Source organism: Nonomuraea sp. NPDC003707, from assembly GCF_053587055.1.
On record NZ_JBSFNK010000003.1, the window covers coordinates 577,439 to 601,509 of the forward strand.

The 24,071-nt window shown below is 71.3% G+C and carries 22 protein-coding genes; 9 read left to right on the top strand and 13 right to left on the bottom strand.

Annotated elements, in window-relative coordinates; all coding sequences use genetic code 11:
• Positions 1 to 3: 3 nt before the first annotated feature.
• The 3 genes from ACWDRB_RS10210 to boxC are packed head-to-tail and all read right to left on the bottom strand — an operon-like array spanning position 4 to position 4,161.
• A complete protein-coding gene (locus ACWDRB_RS10210) occupies positions 4 to 975 on the bottom strand; it encodes an NAD(P)/FAD-dependent oxidoreductase (RefSeq protein ID WP_449892745.1) in 972 nt (323 codons plus the stop codon).
• Positions 972 to 2,510: a benzoate-CoA ligase family protein gene (locus tag ACWDRB_RS10215; protein ID WP_449892747.1), complete on the bottom strand. Its 1,539-nt coding sequence runs from the start codon at positions 2,508 to 2,510 to the stop codon at positions 972 to 974. Before ACWDRB_RS10215 ends, ACWDRB_RS10210 begins: the two co-directional genes overlap by 4 nt.
• 1 nt (position 2,511) lies before the next feature.
• Positions 2,512 to 4,161: a 2,3-epoxybenzoyl-CoA dihydrolase gene (boxC, locus tag ACWDRB_RS10220; protein WP_449892748.1), complete on the bottom strand. Its 1,650-nt coding sequence runs from the start codon at positions 4,159 to 4,161 to the stop codon at positions 2,512 to 2,514.
• A gap of 160 nt (positions 4,162 to 4,321) precedes the next feature.
• Here boxC and ACWDRB_RS10225 point away from each other — a divergent pair, with 160 nt between their 5' ends.
• Positions 4,322 to 5,170: a PaaX family transcriptional regulator gene (locus ACWDRB_RS10225; protein ID WP_397369360.1), complete on the top strand. Its 849-nt coding sequence runs from the start codon at positions 4,322 to 4,324 to the stop codon at positions 5,168 to 5,170.
• Here the strand turns inward: ACWDRB_RS10225 and boxB are convergent.
• The 4 genes from boxB to ACWDRB_RS10245 all read right to left on the bottom strand — a co-directional run bounded on the left by boxB (position 5,167) and on the right by ACWDRB_RS10245 (position 10,410).
• Positions 5,167 to 6,645, bottom strand: coding sequence for a benzoyl-CoA 2,3-epoxidase subunit BoxB (gene boxB, locus ACWDRB_RS10230; protein ID WP_449892749.1), 1,479 nt, complete (start codon positions 6,643 to 6,645; stop codon positions 5,167 to 5,169). The genes ACWDRB_RS10225 and boxB overlap by 4 nt on opposite strands.
• 27 nt (positions 6,646 to 6,672) lie before the next feature.
• Positions 6,673 to 8,214, bottom strand: a complete 1,542-nt coding sequence (gene paaZ, locus ACWDRB_RS10235) for a phenylacetic acid degradation bifunctional protein PaaZ (RefSeq protein ID WP_449892750.1) — start codon at positions 8,212 to 8,214, stop codon at positions 6,673 to 6,675.
• Entirely contained in the window at positions 8,211 to 9,068 is an 858-nt protein-coding gene (locus ACWDRB_RS10240; RefSeq protein WP_449892751.1) for a 3-hydroxyacyl-CoA dehydrogenase family protein, read from the bottom strand. Before ACWDRB_RS10240 ends, paaZ begins: the two co-directional genes overlap by 4 nt.
• 139 nt (positions 9,069 to 9,207) lie before the next feature.
• Positions 9,208 to 10,410 carry an alginate lyase family protein gene (locus ACWDRB_RS10245; RefSeq protein ID WP_449892752.1) on the bottom strand — a complete coding sequence of 401 codons (1,203 nt, stop codon included), beginning with the start codon at positions 10,408 to 10,410 and terminating at the stop codon, positions 9,208 to 9,210.
• A 111-nt stretch (positions 10,411 to 10,521) separates the two neighbouring features.
• Here ACWDRB_RS10245 and ACWDRB_RS10250 point away from each other — a divergent pair, with 111 nt between their 5' ends.
• Together ACWDRB_RS10250 and ACWDRB_RS10255 are read left to right on the top strand one after the other, a co-directional pair.
• Positions 10,522 to 11,391, top strand: a complete 870-nt coding sequence (locus tag ACWDRB_RS10250; RefSeq protein ID WP_449892753.1) for an RNA polymerase sigma-70 factor — start codon at positions 10,522 to 10,524, stop codon at positions 11,389 to 11,391.
• A 76-nt stretch (positions 11,392 to 11,467) separates the two neighbouring features.
• Positions 11,468 to 11,842 (top strand): DoxX family protein, encoded by a 375-nt coding sequence (locus ACWDRB_RS10255; RefSeq protein ID WP_449892754.1) that lies wholly within the window; start codon positions 11,468 to 11,470, stop codon positions 11,840 to 11,842.
• 37 nt (positions 11,843 to 11,879) lie between these two features.
• Here the strand turns inward: ACWDRB_RS10255 and ACWDRB_RS10260 are convergent, their stop codons facing one another.
• Genes ACWDRB_RS10260 through ACWDRB_RS10270 form a run of 3 tightly spaced genes read right to left on the bottom strand, consistent with a single transcriptional unit; the run spans position 11,880 to position 15,349 of the window.
• Positions 11,880 to 13,100 carry an FAD-dependent oxidoreductase gene (locus ACWDRB_RS10260; protein ID WP_449892756.1) on the bottom strand — a complete coding sequence of 407 codons (1,221 nt, stop codon included), beginning with the start codon at positions 13,098 to 13,100 and terminating at the stop codon, positions 11,880 to 11,882.
• 51 nt (positions 13,101 to 13,151) lie between these two features.
• Positions 13,152 to 14,225 carry a glycoside hydrolase family 76 protein gene (locus ACWDRB_RS10265; protein ID WP_449892863.1) on the bottom strand — a complete coding sequence of 358 codons (1,074 nt, stop codon included), beginning with the start codon at positions 14,223 to 14,225 and terminating at the stop codon, positions 13,152 to 13,154.
• A 23-nt stretch (positions 14,226 to 14,248) separates the two neighbouring features.
• The gene (locus ACWDRB_RS10270) at positions 14,249 to 15,349 is read right to left on the bottom strand and encodes a GntR family transcriptional regulator (protein WP_449892757.1); all 1,101 of its coding nucleotides are present in this window, start codon (positions 15,347 to 15,349) and stop codon (positions 14,249 to 14,251) included.
• Between the two features lie 134 nt (positions 15,350 to 15,483).
• Here ACWDRB_RS10270 and ACWDRB_RS10275 point away from each other — a divergent pair, with 134 nt between their 5' ends.
• The 6 genes from ACWDRB_RS10275 to ACWDRB_RS10300 all read left to right on the top strand — a co-directional run bounded on the left by ACWDRB_RS10275 (position 15,484) and on the right by ACWDRB_RS10300 (position 22,952).
• Positions 15,484 to 16,746 (top strand): glycoside hydrolase family 125 protein, encoded by a 1,263-nt coding sequence (locus ACWDRB_RS10275; protein ID WP_449892758.1) that lies wholly within the window; start codon positions 15,484 to 15,486, stop codon positions 16,744 to 16,746.
• Positions 16,743 to 17,681: a carbohydrate ABC transporter permease gene (locus tag ACWDRB_RS10280; protein WP_449892759.1), complete on the top strand. Its 939-nt coding sequence runs from the start codon at positions 16,743 to 16,745 to the stop codon at positions 17,679 to 17,681. The genes ACWDRB_RS10275 and ACWDRB_RS10280 overlap by 4 nt, the downstream gene beginning before the upstream one ends.
• On the top strand, positions 17,678 to 18,544 hold the full coding sequence (locus ACWDRB_RS10285) for a carbohydrate ABC transporter permease (protein WP_363964781.1): 867 nt from the start codon (positions 17,678 to 17,680) through the stop codon (positions 18,542 to 18,544). Before ACWDRB_RS10280 ends, ACWDRB_RS10285 begins: the two co-directional genes overlap by 4 nt.
• Before the next feature lie 31 nt (positions 18,545 to 18,575).
• A complete protein-coding gene (locus ACWDRB_RS10290) occupies positions 18,576 to 19,850 on the top strand; it encodes an ABC transporter substrate-binding protein (RefSeq protein WP_449892761.1) in 1,275 nt (424 codons plus the stop codon).
• On the top strand, positions 19,847 to 21,742 hold the full coding sequence (locus ACWDRB_RS10295) for a glycoside hydrolase family 76 protein (RefSeq protein WP_449892762.1): 1,896 nt from the start codon (positions 19,847 to 19,849) through the stop codon (positions 21,740 to 21,742). Before ACWDRB_RS10290 ends, ACWDRB_RS10295 begins: the two co-directional genes overlap by 4 nt.
• A 133-nt stretch (positions 21,743 to 21,875) precedes the next feature.
• A complete protein-coding gene (locus tag ACWDRB_RS10300) occupies positions 21,876 to 22,952 on the top strand; it encodes a serine hydrolase domain-containing protein (RefSeq protein ID WP_449892763.1) in 1,077 nt (358 codons plus the stop codon).
• Here the strand turns inward: ACWDRB_RS10300 and ACWDRB_RS10305 are convergent.
• The 3 genes from ACWDRB_RS10305 to ACWDRB_RS10315 form a co-directional block, all read right to left on the bottom strand.
• Positions 22,945 to 23,472 (bottom strand): carboxymuconolactone decarboxylase family protein, encoded by a 528-nt coding sequence (locus ACWDRB_RS10305; protein ID WP_397369375.1) that lies wholly within the window; start codon positions 23,470 to 23,472, stop codon positions 22,945 to 22,947. The genes ACWDRB_RS10300 and ACWDRB_RS10305 overlap by 8 nt on opposite strands.
• Positions 23,473 to 23,547: 75 nt before the next feature.
• The gene (locus tag ACWDRB_RS10310) at positions 23,548 to 23,760 is read right to left on the bottom strand and encodes a heavy-metal-associated domain-containing protein (protein ID WP_449892764.1); all 213 of its coding nucleotides are present in this window, start codon (positions 23,758 to 23,760) and stop codon (positions 23,548 to 23,550) included.
• A gap of 28 nt (positions 23,761 to 23,788) precedes the next feature.
• Complete coding sequence (locus ACWDRB_RS10315) at positions 23,789 to 24,070, bottom strand: metal-sensitive transcriptional regulator (protein ID WP_355195314.1); 282 nt, start codon at positions 24,068 to 24,070, stop codon at positions 23,789 to 23,791.
• Position 24,071 lies beyond the last annotated feature (1 nt).

Consider the following 24,071-nt stretch of genomic DNA (forward strand, 5'->3'; position numbering starts at 1 on the left):
TGGTTACGGACCCGGGGCGGGGTTGTCGGTGGAGTGCCCCGGGAAGAGCTGGGCGGCGGGGTCGAGGTGCACGGCAGCGTTGTTGACGGCCGTGGCCACCTCGCCGAAGCCGACCGCGATCAGCCGGACCTTGCCGTCGTGGTCGGCGATGTCGCCGGCGGCGAAGATGCCGGGCACGTTGGTGCGCATCGCGGAGTCGACGACCAGGTGGCGGTTGTCGTGCAGGTCGAGGCCCCACTCGCGCAGCGGGCCGAGGTTGGCGGTGAAGCCGAGGGCGGCGACCAACCGCTGGCACGGGAGGGCCCGCCCGGTGCTGAGCTCGACGCGTTCCAGCCGGTCGCCGCCGAGGGCGGCGGTGACCTGGGCGTTGACGACGACCTCGACCGGCGACGCGGTGAGCCGTTCCACGGAGCCGTGGTGGGCGCGGAAGGCGGCGCGGCGGTGCACCAGCGTGACGCTGCGCGCGACGGGGTGGAGCATGAGGGCCCAGTCCACGGCGCTGTCGCCGCCGCCGACGATGACGACGTCCCGGCCCGCGTAGTCCGCGGCCTCGGGCACGAAGTACGCCAGGCCCCGGCCGAGGAACTCCTCCCCGGCCGGGAGCGGGCGGGGCGTGAAGGTGCCGATGCCGCCGGTCACGATGACGGCCCCGGCGGTGATCTCGGTGCCCGCGCCGGTCTTGACCACGAGCCGGCCGCTCGGGGCGCGTTCGAGCCGCTGGGCCTCCTCCCCGAGCACGTACGCCGGTTCGTACGGGGCGGCCTGCTCGACCAGATTGGCGATGAGGCGGCGGCCGGAGACGGCCGGGAACCCGGCGATGTCGTAGATCTCCTTCTCCGGGTACATGGCGCTCACCTGGCCGCCGACCTGGCCGAGCGAGTCGACCACCGCCGTGCTCAGGCCGCGGACCCCGGCGTAGTAGGCGCCGTACAGGCCCACGGGACCGGCGCCGATGATCAGCACGTCGACGTTCACGCGCGGGCCTCCTCGGCGAGGAGCTCGCGGACCCGGAAGCGCTGGATCTTGCCGGTCGCGGTCTTGGGCAGCCGGTCGAGGAAGACCACCCGGCGGGGCCGTTTGAAGGCGGCCAGGCCGTCGCGGCACCACTGGACGAGCTCCTCGGCGGTGACCTGCCCCTGGGCGACGACGCAGGCGACCGGTTTGTCCAGCCCGTGCTCGTCGGCCACGCCCACCACGGCCGCCTCCAGGACCGCCGGGTGCTCCAGCAGCCGGCTCTCGACCTCGGCGGGCGAGACCCAGATGCCGCCCGCCTTGAGCAGGTCGTTGCTGCGGCCCAGGCAGGTGTAGTAGCCCTCGGCAGAGCGCGTGTAGGTGTCGCCGGTGTTGAGCCACTGGCCCGCGAACACGGCGCGGCTGGCGTCGGTGCGCCGCCAGTAGCCCAGGGCGATGGACTCTCCGCGCACGTGCAGCGCGCCCGGCTCGCCGTCGGCGACGAACCGGCCGTCGGGGTCGCGCAGCTCGATGTCGTACCCGGGCACGGGACGTCCGGTGGTGCCGGGGCGCACGTCGCCGGGCCGGTTGGACAGGAAGATGTGCAGCGCCTCGGTGGAGCCGATCCCGTCGATGATCTCGACGCCGAAGCGGCCGGTGAACCGCTCCTGGAGCGGCGCGGGCAGCGCCTCCCCGGCCGAGGCGCCCAGCCGTACGGAGGCGAACGTGCCGGCGGGCAGGTCGGCGGCCAGCAGCGCGGCGTAGAAGGTGGGGACGGCGAAGAACAGGGTCGGGCGGTCGGCGGCCATCCGCTCGGCGGTCACGGCGGGGGCGGGGCGGCGCGGCTCCAGCACGGTCGCGGCTCCGGCCGAGAGCGGGAAGAACATCGAGTTGCCGATGCCGTAGGCGAAGAACAGCTTGGCGACGGAGAAGCAGACGTCGTCGGGCCGGATGCCGAGCACCTGGTCGCCGTAGGTCTGGCAGACGTGCCTGACGTTGGCGTGCCGGTGCATGGCGCCCTTGGGGACGCCGGTGGTGCCGGAGGTGTAGAGCCACAGGGCCCAGGAGTCCTCCAGCGTGGGAGCGGGCTCGCGCCGCTCTCCCTCGCCCGCGCGGAGCAGCTCCTCCCACGTCAGGGACGTGCTCCCGGGCGGCGGGTCCCCCTCCCACACCACGTGCCGCACCTCGGGCGCCGCGGCGAGCGCCTCCTGGACCTGGGGGGCGTACTCGGCTCCGGCGACGACGACGGCGGCGCCGGAGTCGGCGATGATCGCGCCGAGCTCCTTGGCGCCCAGCATGGTCGAGACCGGCACGGCCACGAACCCGCCGCAGAAGGCCGCCAGGATCCCCGCGAACATGGGGACGCCGTCGCTGGTGACGAAGACCACGCGGTCGTCGCGCCGCAGGCCGAGTGCCCGCAGGGCGGCGGTGGCGGTCGCCACGAGGTCCGACAGCTGCGCGTACGTGAGCGTGGCGCCGCCGCGGACCGCCACCCGGTCCCCGCGCCCCTCGCGGACGTGGCGGTGGACGAGCCAGTCGCCCGCGTTGAAGATGGCCATGTCAGACCCTCTTGAGGTCGTAGTCGCCCTTGCGGCCGGTGCCGTAGCGGCGCAGCGCGCCGTCGGGGCCGGAGGCGTTGGGCCGGACGAAGATCCAGTTCTGCCAGGCGGTGAGGCGGCCGAAGATCTTGGTCTCCAGCGTCTCCGGACCGGCGAAGCGGTGGTTGGCCTCCATGCCGGTCAGCGCGTCGGGCGAGAGCGAGGCGCGTTCCTCCAGCACGATGCGCAGCTCGTCCTCGAAGTCGATGTCGTCCAGGGCGAGGGTGACCAGGCCGAGCTCCATCGCGGCGGCCGCCTCCAGCGGCTCGCCGAACCGGGCGCGGGCGGCCTCCAGGTCCTGGTCGTGGCCCCAGAAGCGGGAGCGCAGGCGGGACAGGCCGTTGCCCATCGGGAGGAGGCCGTCGTTGGACGGGGTGAGGACGAGGGTGGCGGGGACGGCGGCCTCGTCGCGGTCCTCGTAGACGCCCTCCAGCATGTACTGCCGGTCGGCGGCCAGGGCCAGCTCGGCGAGCAGGCCAGCGAAGGCCGTGCCCGGCTCGATGACGGCGATGAGGCTGCGGCTGGTGACGTCGAGGCGTTTGAGCGTGCGTTTGTAGTAGTGGCGCACCTCGTTGACGAACCAGTGCCCGGCCCGCTCGCGGAGCTGGGCGTCGTAGGCCAGCACCCGGTCGGGGTCGCCCGCCGCGCGCAGCACCCAGATGCCGAGCTCGGGCTCGTTGGTGCGCAGGTGCAGGATCAGGTCGTCCAGCGCGCGGGTCACGGCGAGCGGCCAGTAGCCGGCGCCCTGGTCCGCGGGTTCCGCGGGCGGGGTGTCGCTCGGGCCGTCCACGGTGATCTCGACCCGGCGGCCGGCCCGGTCGATCCGGGCGGTCACGTACGGGTACGTGATGGCGTCGCCGTCGTCCTTGCGGTCGAGCGGCGTCAGGGCCACGCCCGTGGCGTCCGAGGGCCGGGCGGAGGCCACCACCGCCGCGTCCGTCCGCCTGGTCACCTCCTCCTCGAACGAGTGGCGCGGCACGGCGGCGTCCACCAGGCCCCACTCCATGGCCGTGCGGCCGCGGAAGCCCTCGGACTTTGTCGCGAACAGGTCGGCCCGGTCCTTGCGCACGTGCCGCTTGTCCACCACGCGGGTCAGGCCGCCGGTGCCCGGCAGCACGCCGAGCAGCGGCACCTCGGGCAGGGAGACGGCCGAGGAGCCGTCGTCGACCAGGACGATCTGGTCGCAGGCCAGCGCGAGCTCGTAGCCGCCGCCGGCGGCGGTGCCGTTGAGCGCGGCGATCCAGGTCTGGCCGGAGTGCTCGGTGGCGTCCTCGATGCCGTTGCGGGTCTCGTTGGTGAACTTGCAGAAGTTGACCTTCCACCCGTGCGTGGACTGGGCCAGCATCCGGATGTTGGCTCCGGCGCAGAACATCCGGTCCAGGCCGCCGGTGAGCACGACCGCCCTGACCTCGGGGTGCTCGAAGCGCAGGCGCTGGACGACGTCGTACAGCTCGATGTCGACGCCGAGGTCGTAGGAGTTCATCTTCAGCTCGTAGCCGGGGACGAGGCCGCCGTGCTCGTCCACGCGCAGCGTGACGGTGGCCACCGCCCCGTCCACCGCGAGAGTCCAGTGGCGGTAGCGGTCTGGGGAGGTCGCGAAGGTGACAGTCAATGCGTGCTCCGGGAGGGCGTGGGACCTTGGTCCTAATATTCGACGTCTATCATGAGTAGCGTCAAGTGTTTGTAGTGCTTCTGCCTGGATGCGCATCCGCGAGGGTGCCCGACCTGGCAGAATGCGCGTCACGAGCGTGTCGAACGACGGGAGGGCAACCGTGCCGGCCGAGTCCGCGGAGCGCCCGCGCGAGAAGGCGTCCGCCAGCGCGCGGTCGACGCTGCTGACGGTCCTGGGCGAGTTCGTCCTGCCGCGCGGGGGCGAGGTGTGGACGGGCACGCTGGTGGCCGCGCTCGGCGCGCTCGGCGTGGAGGAGAAGTCCGCGCGCCAGGCCCTGGCCCGCACCGCCGCCGAGGAATTGCTGGAGTCCGAGCGGCACGGCCGCAAGGTGCGCTGGAGGCTGACCGAGGCCGGCGATCGGCTGCTGCGCGAGGGCACCGAGCGCATCTACGGCTTCATGCGCGCCCCCCACCAGTGGGACGGCCGCTGGCTCGTGCTCACCGCCGGCGTGCCCGAGACCCAGCGCCAGCTCCGCCACCGGCTGCGCACCAAGCTGACCTGGCTCGGGCTCGGCTCCCCCTCCCCCGCGCTCTGGGTGATCCCCGACGCCTCCAAGGAGGCCGCGGTACGCGAGGTCATCCGCGAGCTGGACCTGACCGACCGGGCCTACGCCTGGACCGGGCCGTCGGCGGGCATCGGCGACACCGCCAAGCTGATCTCGGCCGCGTGGGACCTCGACGACGTGGAGAAGCGCTACGTGAGCTTCATCGAGCAGTTCGAGGGCCGCGCGGTCGTCTCCGGCCGGGAGGCGTTCGTCAACCAGGTGCTGCTCATCCAGGAGTGGCGCCGCTTCCCGTTCCTCGACCCCGACCTGCCGGCCGAGCTGCTCGACCACGCCTGGCCGGGGCCCAGGGCGGCGGCCGTCTTCCACGACCTGCACAACCGCTGGCACCGGCGCGCGCAGGCCGAATGGGACCTCATGGACGAAGAGGCCGCCGCCCGGCACTAGAGCAACCCCTCGTCGGCCAGGTGCACGTAGTCGAACTCGACCGGCTGGTCGTTGATGCCGGTCTTCGGCGGGGCGATCCAGCCGGCGAACTTGCCGTACTCGTACTCGGGGACCATGAGGGCGGCGACCTGCTCGCGGTCCTCGGGGGTAGGCAGCCACCCGTGGGCGCGGGCCTGCCAGGCGGCCTCGTCGAGGACCTCGCCGTGCGGGGTCACATGGTGGCCGGCGTAGACGCCGACCTTGCGGTTGAAGCCCTCGTGCGGCAGATACAGCCGCTCGTCCAGGCCGGCGTCCTCCAGGGCCTGGTTCCAGCGGCGCACGCCGTTGGCGCAGTCGGCCACGTACTCGTCGCGCAGGTCGAGGTTGAGCGCGCTGAGCATCGGCACCGTCTTGACCTTGATCTGGCCGTCCTCGACGTGGCGCAGCTCGCGGGTGTCCTCCAGCAGCACGTGGTCGTCCTTGCGCCGGGTCTCCATCCAGCGGCCCTTCAGCCCGGAGGTGAAGTAGTTGCCGGCGTTGGTCGACTGCTCGGAGCCGAACAGGTCCATCGAGACCGAGAACTGGAAGTTCAGGTACTTCTGGATGACGTCCAGCGGGATGCCGCCGTACGGCAGGACGTCGGCCGTGCCGTGCTCCTTCATCAGCTCGGCCGTGCGCTCCAGCACCCGCTGCACGCCCGTGGTGCCCACGAACATGTGGTGGGCCTCCTCCTTGAGCATGAACTCGCACGTGCGCGCCAGCGGGTCGAACGCCGACTCCTTGAGCGTGCCGAGCTGGTACTTGCCGTCGCGGTCGGTGAAGTACGTGAACATGAAGAACTGCAGCCAGTCGGTGGTCTCCTCGTTGAACGCGCCCAGGATGCGCGGCGAGTCCAGGTCGCCGGAGTTGCGCTTGAGCAGCTGCTCGGCCTCCTCGCGGCCCTCCCTGCCGAAGTAGGCGTGCAGCAGGTAGACCATGGCCCACAGGTGGCGGCCCTCCTCCACGTTGACCTGGAAGAGGTTGCGCAGGTCGTAGATGCTGGGAGCGGTGTTGCCGAGGACGCGCTGCTGCTCGACGCTGGCGGGCTCGGTGTCGCCCTGCACGACGATGAGCCGCATCAGGTCGGCCCGGTGCTCGCCGGGCACCTCCTGCCAGGCGGGCTCGCCCTTGTGCTTGCCGAAGTTGACCTTGCGGTCGGGGTCGCGCTCGGCCAGGAAGATCCCCCAGCGGTACTCCTCCATGGGGACGTGGTCGAAGTGCGCCCAGCCGTCGCGGCCCACGGCCACCGCCGTGCGCAGGTAGACGTCCTTGGTCGGCAGGGCCGGGCCGAGCTGCTTCCACCAGTCCAGGAACTTCGGCTGCCAGCCCTCCAGCGCCCGCTGCAGGCGGCGGTCGCCCGCGAGGTCGACGTTGTTGGGGATGCGCTCGCTGTAGTCCACGCGGCTGAGCGGGCCGCTGGGCAGGGGGGCGGCGCCGGTACGGGAGTCGGTGCTCATCGCTGCTCTCTCTACGCTTGTTTGTCGTTACTTCAGGATCGAGTCGAGTGTCGCCGGGCTGCCCTGGAGGGCGGTGCGCCGGAGGTGGGCGTGGACGGCGCGCAGGCCGCCCTCCTCCTCGCCGCCGCCCGCCCGGCCGGGGCCGCCGTGGACGAGCTGGGGCATTGGTGTGCCGTGCCCGGTGGACTCGCCCGCGCTGTCGCGGTCGAGCACCAGCAGGCGGCCGTGGTGGGCGGCGGCGCCGAGCACGACCTTCCGGACGAAGTCCGCGTCGTACGACACCACCGAGCCGGCCAGCGAGCCCTCGCCGCGGGCGATCAGGTCGTTCAGCCCGGCGACCCCGCCGTACGGCATGAGCGTGCTCACCGGCCCGAAGGCCTCGATCTCGTGCGGCTCCGGATGGACGGTGTCGTCCACGCGCAGGAGCAGCGGCGACAGGAACGCGCCGCGCTCGGGGTCCGCGCCGACCACCTCCACCGTCTGCGCGTCACCGAAGACCACCGTGCCGGCCGACGCGAGCCGCGCGACCGCGGCCCGGACGTCCCTGCGCTGGGCCTGCCCGACCAGGGCACCCATGGTCACGCCTTCGGCGCCGGGGGCGCCCACGACCACCTTCGCCAGCCTGGCCGCGATCGCCTCCGCCACCGCGTCGATGAGCTGGGCGGGGACGAACGCGCGCCGGATCGCCGTACACTTCTGCCCCGCCTTGACCGTCATCTCGGTCACCAGGGCGTCGGCGAACAGGTCGAACTCCGGCTCCCCCGGCACCGCGTCCGGGCCGAGCACCGAGCAGTTCAGCGAGTCGGCCTCGGCGTTGAAGCGGGCCGAGCGGCGGGTGACGGCCGGGTCGGACCGCAGCAGGGCGGCCGTGGCCGCCGAGCCGGTGAAGCCGATGTGGTCCTGCCCGCCGAGCAGGTCGAAGAGCCCGGGCACGCTCCCCGCCACGAGCTGGATCGCGCCCGGCGGCAGCGCGTCCGCGATGATCCGCACGGCGTGCGCGGCGATGTAGGCGGTCGGGGTGGCGGGCTTGACGATCGTGGGCAGCCCGGCGAGCAGCGCGGGCGCGAGCTTCTCCAGCATGCCCCAGACCGGGAAGTTGAACGCGTTGATCTGCAGGGAGAGGCCGCGCGGGGTGGTGAGGACGTGGCGGCCCGCGAACGTGCCGCCCCTGCCGAGCGGGATCGGGTCGTCCTCGACGATGAGCGTGTGGCCGGGCAGGCCCTTGCGGGCCAGGCTCGTGTACACGAGGGCCGTGCCGAAGCCGCCGTCCACGTCCACCTGCGCGTCCCGCCGGGTGGCCCCGGCCCGCGCGGACAGCTCGTACAGCTCCTGCCTGCGCTCCTGCAGTGCCAGGGCCGCGGCCTTGAGCGCGGCGGCCCGCTGCGGGAAGGTCAGCTCTCCGAGCGCGGCCAGACCGGTGCCTCGGGCGTATGCCACGGCGGCGGCGAGGTCTAGCCCCTCGCCGCTGACCCGGGTGACGATCTCGCCGGTCACGGCGTCGGCGACCGGGACGCCTTCGCCTCCTCCGGCGCGCCAGGCCCCTTCGAGGTAGCTCTCCAGCGTGCTCACGACTCGCTCCAGTCGTAGAAGCCCTTACCGGTCTTGCGCCCCAGGTGGCCCTGCTCGACGAGCCGGACGAGCAGGTCGGGCGGGGTGAAGCGAGGGCCCAGCTCGCGTTCGAGGTAGCGGGCGATGCCCAGCCGGACGTCCAGGCCGACGAGGTCGGTCAGGCGCAGCGGCCCGGTCGGGTGTCCGTAGCCGAGCGTCATCGCGGCGTCGATGTCCTCGGCCGAGGCGACGCCGGACTCGACCATGCGGATCGCCTCCAGCCCGAGGGCGACGCCGAGCCTGCTGCTGGCGAAGCCGGGCGAGTCGCGGACGACCACGGCCACCTTGCCGATGGCCTCGACCCACGCCACGGCCCGCTCCCGCAGGGCCGGGTCGGTGGCGGTCGCGATGACCACCTCGACGAGCCTGCTGGCCGGGACGGGGTTGAAGAAGTGCAGCCCGAGGAAGCGCTCGGGGCGGGCGAGCGCCTGGGCGAGCGTGTCGAGCGAGATGCTGCTGGTGTTGGAGGCGATCACGGCCTCCGGCCCGACCGCGTCCTCGGCGGCGCGCAGCGTGACGAGCTTGAGGTCGACGTCCTCGGGCACCGCCTCGATCACCAGCCCGGCCGCGGCCAGCCCGGCGGGGTCCGTCACCGTGGCGAAGCGGGCCATCGGCGCGCCGGCGTCCTCGATCAGGCCGCGCTTCGCGCTGCCCTCGACCGCCCGCGCCACCCGGTCCCGCGCGGCGGCCGCGGCCTCGCCGTCGCGCTCCACCAGCGTGACGTGGCAGCCCGCGAGGAGCAGTGCGTGGGCGATGCCGGCGCCCATGCGCCCGCCGCCCACCACCCCGCACCGCTCCGGCAACGTCTGGGTCATCGCAGTCCTCCTGTGGCGAGCTCCTGGGCGCGGGGCGCGGACGCGCTGGATGCGGTCATGCCCCGTACGCTCACAGGTACTCAACTTGCCACAGTTTCATGGCGCTGCGAAAGTCTTGTGTAGCAGATTTATGGCTGGCCTAGTTGGGATTGCCTGCGTGGGTGAGGGTCTCCCAGGCGACGAAGAGGTTGTTGGTGCCCGCCGGGCGCTGCTGCTCGGTGAGGGCCTGCGTGTTGCTCATCGCGATGCCCATGCGGTTGTGCAGGGCGTTGAAGCCGACCTCGGTGACCGGCCCGAGGCCCAGGGTGAGGCTTCCGCCGCACAGCCACGCCGGCACGGCCGTGCCGAGCTGGTACTTGGCGTGCAGGCCGAGCGCGTGCCGCAGCCGGTCGGCGATCTCGGGGTAGAGGTCCTGGCCCTGGATCCGGGCCGTCTCGGCGATGTGCGCGATCGACGCCAGGCCGTACCCGGTGTGGGTGAAGTCGCGGCACGTCTCCTGGGAGAGCCCGTCGACGAAGGTGTCCTGGCCCTGCCAGTAGTCGACGACCTCGGCCCGGGTGTCGATGCCGCTGCCCGCCGGGCCCTTGGGGAAGGCGCCGTCGGTGGTGAGGTAGATATAGGCGGGTACGCGGGCCCGGAACGTGCTCACGGCCTTGTCGTAGGCGGCCTTGTCCTGCAGGAACACCGCGATCCCGATCGTCGCGTCCATCATCGTCAGTTCCCAGTTGCCGTTCGTGCGGGCGCTGCCGTTGATGATCTCGGGAAGGTAGACGTCACGGAGCATGGTCGTGAAGCGGTTGACGCCCGTGGCGGACCATCCGGTGTAGGTGTAGCGGATGATCTCGGCCGCCCTGGGCCAGGACGATCCCGCCCAACCGGTCTGGAGCGGCGCGTTGCTGTTGGTGTGGTCGGTGATCACGGCCGACCAGGCATCCATGATCTGGATCGCCTTCTGCGCGTACCGGCTGTCCCCGGAGATGTACCAGGCCAGCGCGTCGGTGTAGGCGGCCAGCGCGTCCTGGCGCTCGTCCGTGCAGCCGTTGTTGGGGTTGGAGTACGGGCCGCACTCCACGACGGCCCGCGGCTTCGGGGTCCGCGACAACGACGCGAGCGGACTCGCGATCATCTGGTCGTAGGCGCCCTTCCACGGCTGGGCCCCGGCGTTGACCTTGGTGCGGACGAAGTCGAGCTGGGCCTTGCTGACGAGCACGCCGGGATGCGCGAAGGCGGCCGGCGCCGTCCGGGCCACGGCGGCGGGCGGGGACAGGACGGCGGTGATCAGGGGGATCGCCAGGGCGATGGCGAGCGACGACAGGATCCCGCGACGACGGGGACGGACCACGGACCCCACTCCTTATTTAGGAAAGTTTCCTAAAGATCGGTGCGATCGTAGCCCTGACACCGAACCTTGACAAGTGATGCGGCCCGCTTGTGTCCCTGGTAAGCCCTTCTCATGACGCGAATGCCTGAGGCCGAGCGGAAGTTCACCGAGCACCGGGGTCTGCTGCACGCCGTGGCGTACCGGGTGCTGGGCAGCGTCACCGAGGCCGAGGACGTGGTGCAGGACGCCTGGCTGCGCTGGAGCCGCGTCGACGTGGCCACCGTCGCGGACGCCGAAGGCTATCTGGTGCGGGTGGCCACCCGGCTGGCGATCGACCGGCTGCGCAGCGCACGCGTACGGCGCGAGTCCTACGTCGGGCCGTGGCTGCCCGAGCCGATGCTCACCCTCCCGGATGTCGCCGAGGACGTGGTGCTCTCCGACTCGGTGTCGACCGCGATGCTGCTCGTGCTGGAGGTCCTGTCGCCGACGGAGCGCGCGGTGTTCGTGCTGAGCGAGGCCTTCGGCTACAACCACGCCGAGATAGCGCACTTCGTCGGGCGCAACCACGCGGCCGTGCGGCAGATCGCGCACCGCGCCAGGAAGGCCGTCGAGGAACGGCGCCACCGCTACGACGCCGACCCGGCGACCAGGCAGCAGGCCACCGAGCGGTTCCTGGCCGCCTGCCTCGGCGGCGACCTGGAAGCCCTGCTGGAGGTGCTGGCACCGGACGTGACGATGGTGAGCGACGGCGGCGGCCTCACCGGCGCACCCCGCAAGGCGATCCACGGACACGAGTACGTGGCCCGCGCGATCGTCATCCTCTCCAAGCGCATGCCCGGCGACTCGCACGCTCAGGTGCTCCAGGTCAACGGCGGTCCGGGGATCGTCGTCCGCTCGGGAGGCACGCCGGTGCTGGCGATCACGTTGCACCTGCTGGACGGGGCGATCAAGACGGTGCACGTGGTCAGCAACCCGCAGAAGCTCGCCGGCGTGGCGGCATGACCTAAGTCACATGAGCACGTTGTCACTCTCTGGGGCGCTGCCCCGTCCGTGAGGCGATCGACCTGCCGACGTCCTCATGGAGAAGGAGACCTTCGTGTTCGCCGCCTACCTCGTCATCACCCTCCTCGCCTCGGCGATCATCGGCCTGGCCGCCGTCGCCAACCTCATCGGCCACGACTACCCGAAGCGCCAGGCGGACATCATGCGCGTCCCCCGGTCCTGGACGCTCCCGTTGGGGCTGCTGCTGGGGGCAGGCGCGCTGGGGCTGCCGGCCGGGTTCGCCGTGCCGGCATTGGGCACGCTCGCTGCCACCGGCCTCGTGCTGTACTTCCTCGGGGCGTTCGCCGCCCACCTGCGGGCCCGCGACTATCACTTCGGCCCGTGGGCCGTGTTCTTCTCGCTGGCGGTGGCCGCTCTGGCCGTGAACCTGGCCTACCACGGGCTCGGGTGACCACACGGAGGGTCCGATCGTCGAGCCGGCCGGGGGCTCACAGGGGCAGCGGCCGGTTCTCGACGACGCTCGCGAGCCGGGCCAGGACTTTTGCCAGGAGCCCGCCGCCGGCCGCCGCCCGCTCGGAGGCGCGGACGGCGGCGAAGCCGAGCTCGGTCATCTTGCGCTCGTAGCCACCCACCGCCTCGGCCAGCGGCCCGCCCGCGCCGACGGCGCGGCACAGGAGGGCGGCGTCCAGGAGCGCGCAGTTGGCCCCCGATCCCTGGGCCGGGCTCATCGCGTGTACGGCGTCGCCGAGCAGGGTGACGTTGTCCGGCCCCCACGGTTTGAGCGGGACCGAGCTCCTGACCGGGACGTAGAAGGTCTGGTCGGCCCGGGCGGAGGCGACCAGCTCGACGAGGTCGGGGTGCCAGCCGGCGACGTGTCCGGCGGCCAGCTCGTGCAAGTGGGCGCCGTCGGCGGCGGCCAGCTCGCGGTCGGTGCCGGGGAGCGCCGCGGCGGGCACGGCCAGCGCCCACATCACGTAGTCACCGGCCCAGTCCAGCCGCAGGCCGGGCCAGAGCCGCGCCGCCGCCTCGGCGGGGTTCTCGCGGGGCCGTACCAGGCCGAGCGCCAGTCCGGCACGGGACGACCTGACCGACATGAAGCCCTCCGCCAGCGCGGGCGGCAGCAGCTCCGCCACCCGGTCGTCGAGGGTCGTCCGGCCGTAGAGGCAGCGAACCCCGAGGTCCTTGACCCGGGCCTGGGGCAGGCGCTGGCCGCGTACGCGCGAGCCGATGCCGTCGGCGCCGACCAGCAGATCGCCCGCGGCGGTCGAGCCGTCGGCGAAGAAGGCGCGTACCCGCCCGCCGTCCTGCTCGTAGCGGACGAACTCGGCACCGAAGCGAACCTCGTCGAGCCCGGCGAGCAGGATCGTGCGCAGCGTCATCCGGTCCACCGCGGCGTTGAACGTCTCCGGGGCCTCGCCGGACGCGCCGTCGCCGAAGCGGACGGCATGCAGCTCGCGCAGGTGCTCGTCGACGATCGTGACCCGCCTGCTCGGCTGCCCGGACGTGGCCGTGAAGAGCTCGTAGAGACGCGGCGGCAGGCACTCGCTCAGCGCGCGGGCGGCCCTGGAATCGAGGTGAATGCGGTAGCCCTGCGGCCGGTGGCCGACGGAGGGATCGCGTTCGTGGACCGTCACGGCGACCCCCGCCGCCTTGAGTCCCTGAGCCAGGCACAGGCCGCCCAGACCCGCCCCGATGACCACGACCTGCATGGCGCACTCCCCTCAGCGGCGAGCCGACTCGGACGCGAAACCGGGGTAATACTAGGCGATGCGGTCAGGCTGCCCGGGCGGATGGACGCGCGGCGACGTCAGGGCGGCGCACACCTCCGTGGCCATGGCCGCGCTGAGCTGGGCCGACAAGGGGACCTTCGCCCGGGGCGGGCGGTCCCACTGCTCGCTCGCGAGGACGAGGCCGTCACGGCCGCACGACCGCCACAGGTGTTCGGTGCTGCCCAGCACGAAGGCCCTGACCTCGGGCACCTCGGCGGCCTCGACGAGCTCGCGGGCGTAGCGGTAATAGATGCCCTTGAACAGTCCCTCGTCGCCGCCCTCCCCCTCGGCGGCGAACACGCCGTCCACGCCCAGCTCGGCGATGGCCGTCCGAGCGGTCCGGGCAGCGCGGGAGAGGTAGCGGTCAGGCTCCTCGCCGAGGCCGAGGCCAAGGGCGCGGGCGAGCTCGACGCACGCGCCGACGTACAGACCCTGGTTGTACGTGAAGCGCCAGTCCTCGTCGACCGCGTGGTCCTCCTGGCGGTTGACGCCGTCGTGCACGAACCCGTCCGGCCGCACGAGCGTGCGCTCCAGCCAGTCCATGACGAGCCGCGCCTGCTCCAGGTAGCGCCGCTCGCCCGTGTGCCGGTGCAGCCGCGCCGAGAGGATGACGAACGGGGCGTTGGCGGGGGTGTTCTTGTAGTACGGCTGGGAGACGCGCCACGCGATGCCGCCGCCCTCGTGGTCGTTCCAGCCCTGGTCGAGAACGTGCTCCCAGAGCTCGACGGCCTCCCCGTACAGCTCGCTCTCCCCGGTCGCCTCGGCCAGGCGCAGGGTCGCCAGGGCGAGCCAGAGCATGTCGTCGAAGTAGTCGTTGAACAGCTCTCCCCCGTTGCGCCGCAGGATCCCGTCGTGGATGTGCCTGGCCTGCTCCAGACGGGCCGGGTCGGAGGTCCGCAGGTACGCGTCGATCCGGACGTCGACGGCGTGGGCGAGCCACCAGTAGTTGAAGACGTCGTTGTCACCGGGCTCCAGCGGATGCCAGTTGTTGAACAGCTGCTCCCCGGGGGCGGCGAAATAGTGGTCGATGCTGCGCTGGGCCAGGTCGGCGCGGTGGTTCCACACGTCGGTCAAGGATTCTCCGTTCATCAAACGGGTTCGACGATGGTGAAGGGCACGATGGAGCGGGCGGGGACGGGCTCGCCGCGCGTCTGGGCGAGCAGCAGGTCCACCGCGCGCCTGCCCATCTCGCGCTGGTCCTGCCGTACGTGGAGGAAGGCAGGCCCGGCGACGGGGTCGAGCGGCGAGTCGAAGCACGCGATGACCGGGCCGTCGATCGCCCGGTCCAGCACCCGCGCCAGGTTGTACTCGCAGACCACGAACGCGGTGACCTGGGGTTCGCGGGCCTGGAAGGCGCGGATCCGCTCGATGTCGGCCCGCACGTTCTCCGGGGTGAAGGCGCCGGGCAGGGTGCTGGACAGCTCGGTCAGATGATGCTGCCGGTCGAGCGGCAGGCCGCGGGCGGCGCAGGCGGCGCGGAAGCCCTCCAGCCGCTCCTCGATGCTGGAGGTGTTCTCCGGCGGGGGCGAGGCGAAGGCGACGTGCCGGTGCCCCTGGTCGAGCAGGCGCTCGGTCAGCGCGCGGGCGGCGGCCGCGTTGTCCGTGTGCACGGCGCACACCTGGATCCCGGCCAGGTAGCGGTCGACGAGGACCAGCGGGTGGCCGTCGAGGATGGTCCGCAGCAGGCCGGCGTTGTAGTACTCGCCGTGGACGGGGAACACGATCAGGCCGTCGGCCAGCCCCGAGTCCACCATCGACTCGATCGCCTTCTCCTCCTCTTCCTGGCTGCCGCGGGTGCGCTTGATCACCAGGGGGATGCCCCGCTCGGCGCAGCGCTCCTCCACCGCGCACAGCAGCTCCAACCCGTACGCCTCCGACGCGTCCGGATAGATCATCACGATGGCCCCGGGGACGCGCTCCCCCTCGGCGGGGCGCGCGGCGGGCGTGAGCCGGTCGAGGTCGGGGAGGTCCGTGGCCACGAACGAGCCCTTGCCGCGGATCCGATGGACGACGCCGGCCTCCCGGAGGAGTTCGAGCGCCTTCTTGGAGGTGATGCGGCTGACCTCGAACCGCTCGGCGAGCTCCATCTCCGAGGGCACGCGGTCGCCCGGGGCCAGGGCGCCTCGCCTGACCTCGTCCAGCAGGTAGTCGACGATCCGCTCGTACAGCAGCGGGCCTCTCTCAGCCACTCTTCCCCTCGCCCATTCAGTTGGTATGTCAACCCATCCATATATATATCATCTTATATCTCGATGTTTCAGACATATTGACTTATGACAACTTGATTCTTACGTTTCCCTCAAGCGACGTCGAAGGGAACCGTGTGAAAGCCGTACATGACCTCGCCGACAAGGTCGAGCCCCGGCTCGCGCGGCGTCACCCCGAGGCCGCCGCGATGTTCCGGCAGTGCCTGCTCAACACGCTGGAGAGCACGGTCAGGCCGCTGCCGGACGGGACGACGTTCGTGCTCACCGGTGACATCCCGGCGATGTGGCTGCGCGATTCCGCGGCCCAGGTCGAGCCGTACGTGCGGCACGCGGCCGCCGACGACGAGGTCCGCCGCATGGTGCGCGGGGTGATCCACCGGCAGGCCAGGTACGTCGCGATCGACCCGTACGCCAACGCGTTCAACGAGAGCCCCGACGGCCAGGGCCACCACGACGACGTGCCGCGCGCGGGGCCGTGGGTCTGGGAGCGCAAGTGGGAGCTGGACTCCCTGTGCCATCCGATCCGGCTGCTGCACCTCTACTGGGGGGCGACCGGCGACGTCTCGGTGTTCGACGAGTCCGTGTACCGCATGCTGGTCGCCGTCGTCGGCACGATGCGCGCCGAGCAGCGGCCCGAGCGCTCGCCGTACCGCTTCGTCCGGCCGGATCCGGGGCTGCCCACCGACACGCTGGTCAACGAGGGGAGCGGCCCGGCCTGCGGGTACACGGGCATGGTCCGCTCCGCGTTCCGGCCGAGCGACGACGCGTGCACGTACGGCTTCCTCGTCCCGGCCAACATGTTCGCCGTCGTCGTGCTGGGCCAGTTGGCGAAGTTCGCGCGGGAGATCTACGCGGACTCCAGCCTGGCCGAGGACGCCGTACGGCTGCGTGAGGAGATCGACGAAGGCATCCGGCGGCACGCCGTCGTCCGCCACCCCGTCCACGGCGAGATCTACGCCTACGAGAGCGACGGCCTCGGCAACCACCTGCTGATGGACGACGCCAACATCCCCAGCCTGCTCTCCATCCCCTACCTGGGATACCGGCCGGCGTCCGACCCGACGTACCGCAACACGCGCGCCTTCGTGCTCGGCCCCGGCAACCCGCACTACGCCGAGGGCAGGTACGCGCGAGGCGTCGGCAGCCCGCATACCAAGTCCGGACATGTCTGGCCGTTATCGCTGATCATGCAGGGCCTGACGTCCACCGACGCGTCGGAGCGGGACGAGCTGCTGGCCGTGCTCGCGGCCACGACGGCCGGCACCGGATACGTCCACGAGAGCTTCGACCCCGACGATCCCGGCGTCTTCACCCGCCCCTGGTTCGGCTGGGCCAACAGCCTGTTCGCGCAGTTCGCCATGGAGGTGGCACAGACATGACCCAGACGCTCGCCGGCCGGTCCGCGGCCGGCCGCGCATCCCCGGGCCGCGCCCGGCCCGGGGACTCCCTGCTGAGCCGGCACCAGGCGCGGGCCGGGGCGCTGTTCGCCGCGCCGCCGATGGTGCTGTTCCTCGTCTTCACCGTGCTGCCCGTCATCGGCGCCCTCGGCCTCAGCTTCACCTCGTACGACGTGCTGACCCCGCCGACGTGGGCCGGCCTCGCGAACTACGCCAGGCTGCTGAAGGACGCCACCTTCGCCCTCACGCTGAAGAACATCCTGCTCTACTGCGCGATGTTCGTGCCCGCGATGATCGCCGTCTCGCTGCTGCTCGCGGTGGCGCTCAACAGCAGGCTCCCGGCGATGGGCGTCTTCCGCACCGTCTACTACATCCCCGTGGTCACCTCCCCCGTGGCCGCCGCGACCGTGTGGACCTGGATGCTCAACAGCCACTACGGGCCGGTCAACGAGATTCTCGGCTTCCTGGGCATCCCCGGCCCGGCGTGGGTGGGTGACAGCAGCACCGCCATGCTCTCCATCGTGCTGGTCACCCTGTGGCAGGGGGTCGGCTCCAACATGCTGATCTACCTCGCCGGGCTGCAGAACATCCCCGGCCACCTGTACGAGGCCGCCGCCCTGGACGGGGCGGGCCGCTGGGCGGCGTTCGTCCACATCACGTGGCCGCAGCTGCGCACCACGACGATGTTCGTCACGACACTGTCGCTGATCGGCGCGTTCCAGCTCTTCGACCAGGCGTACGTGATGACCAAGGGCGGTCCGGGCAACTCGACCCTGACGCCCGTCTACCAGATCTACGAGACCGGCTTCAACCGGCTGCACATGGGCTACGCCTCGGCGCAGGCGTTCACGCTCTTCCTCGTCATCGTGGCGGTCACCGTGCTCAACATGCGGCTCAACCGGAGCGACGAGACATGATCCGGACGATCAGAATCACCCTGTTCTATGCCGTGCTCACCGTCGTCGGGCTGTTCATGCTGCTGCCGTTCCTGTGGTCGCTGAGCACGTCGCTCAAGCCGGACGACGAGATCATCTCCCTGCCCATCACGTGGCTGCCCGGCACGATCACCTTCGAGCACTACGGGGCCGCGTTCACCACCGTCCCCTTCGCCCGGCACTTCGCCAACTCGCTGCTGCTCGCCGTGGCCGGCGTCGCCACCAACCTGCTGCTCGGGTCGCTGGCCGGCTACGCGTTCGCCCGGCTGCCGTTCCGCGGCAGCCGGGTGCTGTTCCGGCTGCTGCTCGCGTCGATGATGGTCCCGTCCGTGGTGACCCTGGTGCCGTCGTTCCTCATCGTCAAGAACTTCCCGCTGGCCGGGGGCAACGATCTCGCCGGCCAGGGCGGCTTCGGCCTGCTCAACACGTACTGGGCGGTCATCCTGCCGGGGGCCGTCGGGGCGTTCGCGGTGTTCATGATGCGGCAGTTCTTCCTCGCGCTGCCCAGGGAACTGGGCGAGGCCGCCCGCGTCGACGGCTGCCCCGAGTTCCGCATCTTCTGGCGGATCTATCTGCCGCTGTGCCGTCCCGCCCTGGCCACCCTGGCGGTCTTCACCTTCGTGGCGGGCTGGAACGGCTTCCTGTGGCCGCTGATCGTGCTCAACGACCCGGACATGAGCACGATCCAGATGAGCCTGGCCGCCTTCTCCTTCAACCGGCAGACCGACTACGGCCCGCTCATGGCCGGGTCGATCGTCGCCATGCTGCCCACTCTGCTGCTGTTCGCCTTCGGGCAGCGCTACCTGACTCGCGGCCTGGCCTTCACCGGCTCCGGCCTCCAGTGACACCCCCCTCCCAGAAAGGAGCGCGCCGCCGATGCACTCGACCCTGGTCAAGCGGCTGGCCGCCACCGCCCTCGCCGTACTCTCGACGATCACGACCGGCTGCGCCTCGTCCGACGCCCCCTCCTCCTCCGCGGGAGGGGTGGTGCGGCTGAAGTTCTGGGGCGACTGGTCGGGCGAGGGCGAACAGCAGTTCAAGACCATGACCGCCGCCTTCAACAAGACGCACCCCAAGATCCAGGTCGAGTACGTCGTCCAGGAGGACATGCTCACCAAGTTCCTCACCGCCTCGACCTCCGGCCAGGCCCCCGACGTCATGTTCTGGGACCGCTGGCGGACGGCGAGCTATGCGCCGAAGGGCGTCCTCACCCCGATCGACGACCTGCTGAAGAAGGACGGCATCGAGCGGGAGCGCTTCTACGGCGAGGCGCTGCGCGAGCTCACCCACGGCGGCAAGCTGTACGGGCTGCCGCTCACGGTCGACGCGCGGGCCCTGTTCTACAACAAGGCCCACCTGAAGGAGGCCGGGGTCGAGCCGCCGCGCACCTGGGCCGAGCTGGAGCAGGCGGCGGTCAAGCTGACCAGGCGCGAGGGCGGCAAGCTCGTGCGCGCCGGCCTGTCGATGGACGACACCGGCCTGTTCAGCATGTACCTGCGCCAGGCCGGCGGCCAGATGGTCAGCGACGACTGCTCGCGCACGACCTTCAACGGCCCGCAGGGTCTGCAGGTCCTCGACCTGTGGAGCCGCCTGATCAAGGCGGGCGTCTACCAGAGCGGCTTCGAGAAGGGGCTCGGCGAGGGCACCGACGCGTTCGCGACCGGCAAGGTCTCCATGATCCTGACGGGTCCCTGGAAGATCACCACGTACCAGAAGTACGGCAAGGACCTCGACTTCGGCATCGTGCCGCCGCCGACCGGGCCGCAGGGCGGCAGCGCCAGCCTCATGGGCGGCTTCGGCCTGGTGATCCCGCAGGCGGCCAAGCACAAGGACGCGGCCTGGGAGTTCGCCAAGTGGTGGGCGGCCGAGAAGGACAACGCGCTGCTGTGGGCCAGGACGAGCCTGAACATCCCCGGCAACGTGCAGGCGGCGCAGGATCCCTTCTTCTCGGGCGACCCGTTCTGGAAGCCGATCCTGGACACGCTGCAGTACGCCAAGATCCGCCCCGCCTGCGCGGGCTACGCGCCGATGGAGGAGGAGTCCCTCATCCCCAACCTCCAGCTCCTCATGGAGGGCAAGACCACGGCCCAGCAGGCCCTGGCCAAGGCCCAGGAGCAGGGTGACCGGGTGCTGACGGAGAACAACCAATGAGGGCGCGCGCGGCGGCCGCCGGCCTCGTGCTGACCGCGGCCCTCGCCCTCGCCCTCGCCCCCGCTCCCGCTCCCGCTCACGCCACTGTGCCCGCCGACGCCGACGCGGCGATGTCGGCCTTCGTCTCCGCCTTCTGGGATCCGGCGAAGAAGTACTTCTACACCAACAGCGACCACCAGATCCACGCCGAGCACGCCCACGGCCCGGAAGGCGGCCTGTACACCGACTTCTGGTGGGAGGCCCAGCTGTGGGAGCTGGTGATGGACGCCTACCAGCGCACCGGCGGCGCCGCCTACCGGCAGCTGATCGACGACGTCTACGCCGGTTTCGTCGCCTACTACCCCACTTTCGCCAACGACTTCAACGACGACCTGGGCTGGTGGGCCCTGGCGTGCGCGCGGGCGTACGAGATCACGCGTGACGCCACGTACCTGAACCGGTCGCGTGCCCTGTTCGACCAGATCTGGGCCGAGCAGGACGCCACGTTCGGCGGCGGCATCTGGTGGCGCAGGAGCGTGCACACCCAGAAGAACGTGGCCACCAACGCCCCGGCCGTGATCACCGCCACCAAGCTGTACGCCGCGACCGGCGACGCCGCCTACCTGACGCGGGCGCAGAGCCTGTTCGCCTGGATCAAGGCCAACCTCCAGCAGTCCGGGCACGTCTACGACCACATCGAGGGCTCGGGCACCCTCGTGAAATGGGACTTCAGCTACAACTTCGGCACCTACATCAGTGCCGCCGCCGCGCTCCACGAGGCGACCGGCACCGCCTCCTACCTGACCGACGCCCGCGCGGCGGCGGACTGGGCCACGACCTACCTCACCAACGGCGGCACGATGATGCACGAGGGCTCCGACGACGCCGGGGGCTTCAAATCGCTGCTGTTCCGCTCACTCAACACCCTCGTCACCGAGCACGGCCAGACCCAGTACCTGCCCTTCCTCCAGCGCAACGCCACCCAGGCCTGGCGCCACCGCCGCACCGGCGACGGCCTCGCCGGCCCCGACTGGTCCGCGCCCGCCCCCGCCACGTACCTGCAGAGCATCACCGCGGCCGCCGCCGTCAGCGCGCTCCAGCTCGTCCAGCACGACGGCAACACCGGGCTCCAGCCGGAGAACGGCCGGTACGAGGCCGAGAACGCGCTGTCGTCGGGCATCGGCGCGGAGAGCACCCAGCCCGGTTTCAGCGGCCGGGGCTACCTCGCCGGCTGGAACACATCCGGCCAGACCCTGACCTTCCACGTCAACGTGCCCTCCGCCGGGGCGCACGAGCTGCGCTTCCAGTACGCCGCCGGCGCCGGGGACGCCTCCCGCCGGATCGTCGTGAACGGCGCCCAGTCCGACCAGTCGTTCCCGTCCACCGGCGGCTGGGGCACCTGGAACACCGACGTGCTCAACGGCGTCACGCTGGCCCGGGGTCACAACACCATCCGGGTCGAGCTGGGTTCGGGCAACTACCTCAACCTCGACCGCCTCGACGTCTCCGCCCAGTTCCAGGCCGAGTCGGGCACCCTGCACGGCGTCGGCACCGAGTCCACCAACCCCGGCTTCACCGGCACCGGTTACGTGGCCGGCTGGAACGCCGACGGCCAGTGGGTGGACCTGCGGCCCGACGTCAGCCGGGCCGGCACGTACGAGCTCACCTTCCGCTACGCGGCCGCCGCGGGCGACGCCGTCCGCCACGTCTTCGTCAACGGCGCCGGAGCCGTGGACGCCCTCCGGTTCCCCTCCACGGGCTCGTGGAGCACGTGGAACACGGTGACCGTGCCGAACGTCGCGCTCCAGGAAGGGGCCAACACCGTCTCCGTCATCTTCAACGCGTCCAAGAGCAGCGCGAACTGGCTCAACCTCGACGAGCTGACCCTCCGTTACGTCAGCGGCCCTTCGTGAGCCCGGGGATCGGAGAGGACTTTCAAGCAACCCATGTTGACTAAGACCGGATTAGTCAACTAGCGTTGCTTGTCATCGCCGGCGCCTCTGCCCGGTGGATGACCACGCCCTTTCCGACCTCTCTGGAGGCTCCATGTCCATGCTCCGTACCGGCCTGCTCGTCGCCGCTCTGACCGCGACGGCCACCACGATGACGATCCCCGCCGCCGCGGCCGGCCGGGGCCACGCCAAGCTCCAGCGCGCGCTCGACCAGGCCGTGGCCGACGGCGGCGGCCCCGGCATCGTCGCCGAGCTCAGGGACGGCGACGCGGCACCGTGGTTCGGGACGGCGGGGGTGGCCGACCTGGAGACCGGACGCCACCGCCGGCCGGGCGAGCACTTCCGCATCGGCAGCTTCACCAAGGCGTTCGTGGGCACGGTGGTCCTGCAGGTGGCGGCCGACGGCAAGCTGAGCCTGGACGACACGGTGGCGAAGTGGCTGCCCGGCGTGGTGGAGGAGCACCTCGGCGGGGACGGCACCAAGATCACGATCAGGCAGCTGCTCAACCACACCAGCGGGCTCCCCGACGCCGTCCCCGGCCAGGAGACCCCGCGCCCCGAGGAGCCCGGCAAGCGCTTCATCTACTCCAAGGTCAACTACAACCTCGCGGGAATGATCGTCGAGCGGGCGACGGGTTCGACCATCGCCGACGAGATCGACCGCCGCATCGCCCGCCCGCTGCACCTGACGGGCACGTACCTGCCCGGCGCCGACAACACGATCCGCGACCCGCACGCCCGGCACTACTCGAAGTTCGACGAGGCCGGCCGGCCCACGGAGGTCCACGACGTGACCCACGCGGACCTGAGCTGGGCCGGGGCCGCCGGCGGGATGGTCTCGACCACCTCCGACCTGCACCGGTTCCTGCGGGCCCTGCTGCGCGGCCGCCTGCTCGCGCCCGCGCAGCAGAAGGAGATGTTCACCACCGTCTCGACGGAGGGCGCGGACTGGGTCCCGAACACCAGGTACGGCCTCGGCGTCTACTCCCAGAAGCTCCCGTGCGGGGTCACGCTCTGGGGCGGGGGCGGCTTCATCCAGGGCTCGGTGACGTACGCGATGGGCGAGCGCGAGGGCACCCACACGCTGGTCGCCAACCTGAACGGCGACTGGAACGACTTCCTCAAAACCTTCAGCACGCTCTTCGAGACCCGCTTCTGCCCGCTCACGTAGCCTTCTCGGCCGGCTTCAGGCCGGCCAGCAGGTTGAAGGAGCCGGTGAGCAGGTTGAGGGCGACCAGGCCGGGGATCTCCGCGATGATCCGCTCGCTCCAGCCATGAGCCCTCAACTCGGCCACGTCCTCGTCCGTCAGCGACGACGGCTCGGCCAGCACGCGGGTGGCCACCGCGATGAGCGCCGCCTCCCGGGCGTCGGTGGAGGTGCCCTGGCGGGCGAGGGCGATGTCCGTCTCGCTCAGCCCCGCCGCCCGGGCGCCCGCCGCGTGCGCGTCGAGGCAGAGCCCGCAGCCGATCCACTCCTGCAGGGCGAGCGAGATCTTCTCGCTGAGGGCGCGGGGCAGCTTGCTGCGCTTCATGGCCCGCGACAGGTCCAGGTAGCCCTGGAGCATCGCCGGCGAGTGCGCCATGGTGGAGATCATCTCACCGGCCGAGCCTGTGCGGCCGATGATGTCGTTCAGCAACTCCCGGGACTTCTCCGGGGCTTCGGCGGGGTCGAGCGCGGCGAGCCGTCGCATGTGATCTCTCCTCGGGTCACGTGTAGTCGTTCCCGGACACTTGGAGCCTCCCGGGGGTATCACTCTTCGCCGCGTTCATGACCGACTCGTCACCTCGTAACCCGCTTCCTCGACCGCGGCCACGATGTCCGCCGCGTCCACGGGGCTGTCACTCTCCACGGTCAGCAGGCCGCTCGCCAGGTCGACCTCCACCGAAGTGACCCCGGACACCTCACCGACCTCCTCCTTCACCGAACTCACGCAGTGCCCGCAGGTCATGCCCGTGACGGTGTAGGTAGCGGTAGCCATATCGATCAACCCTCTCCAGTGATGTCCGTCAGGAACGAACAAGCCGCGCGATGGCGTCGGAAGCCTCTTTGACCTTCGCCTGAGCCTCCGGCCCGCCCTGAGCGGCGGCCTCGGCGACACAGTGCGCCAGATGATCCTCCAGCAGGGAGATCGCCACCGACTGCAGAGCACTGGTGGCCGCCGACACCTGCGTCAGGACATCGATGCAGTACTTGTCGTCCTCGACCATCCGCTGCAACCCCCGCACCTGACCCTCGATCCGGCGCAGCCGCCGCAACTGGTCCTGCTTGCTGCCGCTGTATCCGACCATG

What these genes read in the sequence shown, in the direction of transcription:
- ACWDRB_RS10215 (WP_449892747.1), bottom strand. Translation starts at nt 2,510, where the DNA reads ATGGCCATCTTCAACGCGGGCGACTGGCTCGTCCACCGCCACGTCCGC.
- boxB (WP_449892749.1), bottom strand. Translation starts at nt 6,645, where the DNA reads ATGAGCACCGACTCCCGTACCGGCGCCGCCCCCCTGCCCAGCGGCCCG.
- ACWDRB_RS10240 (WP_449892751.1), bottom strand. Translation starts at nt 9,068, where the DNA reads ATGACCCAGACGTTGCCGGAGCGGTGCGGGGTGGTGGGCGGCGGGCGC.
- ACWDRB_RS10250 (WP_449892753.1), top strand. Translation starts at nt 10,522, where the DNA reads ATGACGCGAATGCCTGAGGCCGAGCGGAAGTTCACCGAGCACCGGGGT.
- ACWDRB_RS10255 (WP_449892754.1), top strand. Translation starts at nt 11,468, where the DNA reads ATGGAGAAGGAGACCTTCGTGTTCGCCGCCTACCTCGTCATCACCCTC.
- ACWDRB_RS10260 (WP_449892756.1), bottom strand. Translation starts at nt 13,100, where the DNA reads ATGCAGGTCGTGGTCATCGGGGCGGGTCTGGGCGGCCTGTGCCTGGCT.
- ACWDRB_RS10280 (WP_449892759.1), top strand. Translation starts at nt 16,743, where the DNA reads ATGACCCAGACGCTCGCCGGCCGGTCCGCGGCCGGCCGCGCATCCCCG.
- ACWDRB_RS10285 (WP_363964781.1), top strand. Translation starts at nt 17,678, where the DNA reads ATGATCCGGACGATCAGAATCACCCTGTTCTATGCCGTGCTCACCGTC.
- ACWDRB_RS10290 (WP_449892761.1), top strand. Translation starts at nt 18,576, where the DNA reads ATGCACTCGACCCTGGTCAAGCGGCTGGCCGCCACCGCCCTCGCCGTA.
- ACWDRB_RS10295 (WP_449892762.1), top strand. Translation starts at nt 19,847, where the DNA reads ATGAGGGCGCGCGCGGCGGCCGCCGGCCTCGTGCTGACCGCGGCCCTC.
- ACWDRB_RS10300 (WP_449892763.1), top strand. Translation starts at nt 21,876, where the DNA reads ATGTCCATGCTCCGTACCGGCCTGCTCGTCGCCGCTCTGACCGCGACG.
- ACWDRB_RS10305 (WP_397369375.1), bottom strand. Translation starts at nt 23,472, where the DNA reads ATGCGACGGCTCGCCGCGCTCGACCCCGCCGAAGCCCCGGAGAAGTCC.
- ACWDRB_RS10310 (WP_449892764.1), bottom strand. Translation starts at nt 23,760, where the DNA reads ATGGCTACCGCTACCTACACCGTCACGGGCATGACCTGCGGGCACTGC.
- ACWDRB_RS10315 (WP_355195314.1), bottom strand. Translation starts at nt 24,070, where the DNA reads ATGGTCGGATACAGCGGCAGCAAGCAGGACCAGTTGCGGCGGCTGCGC.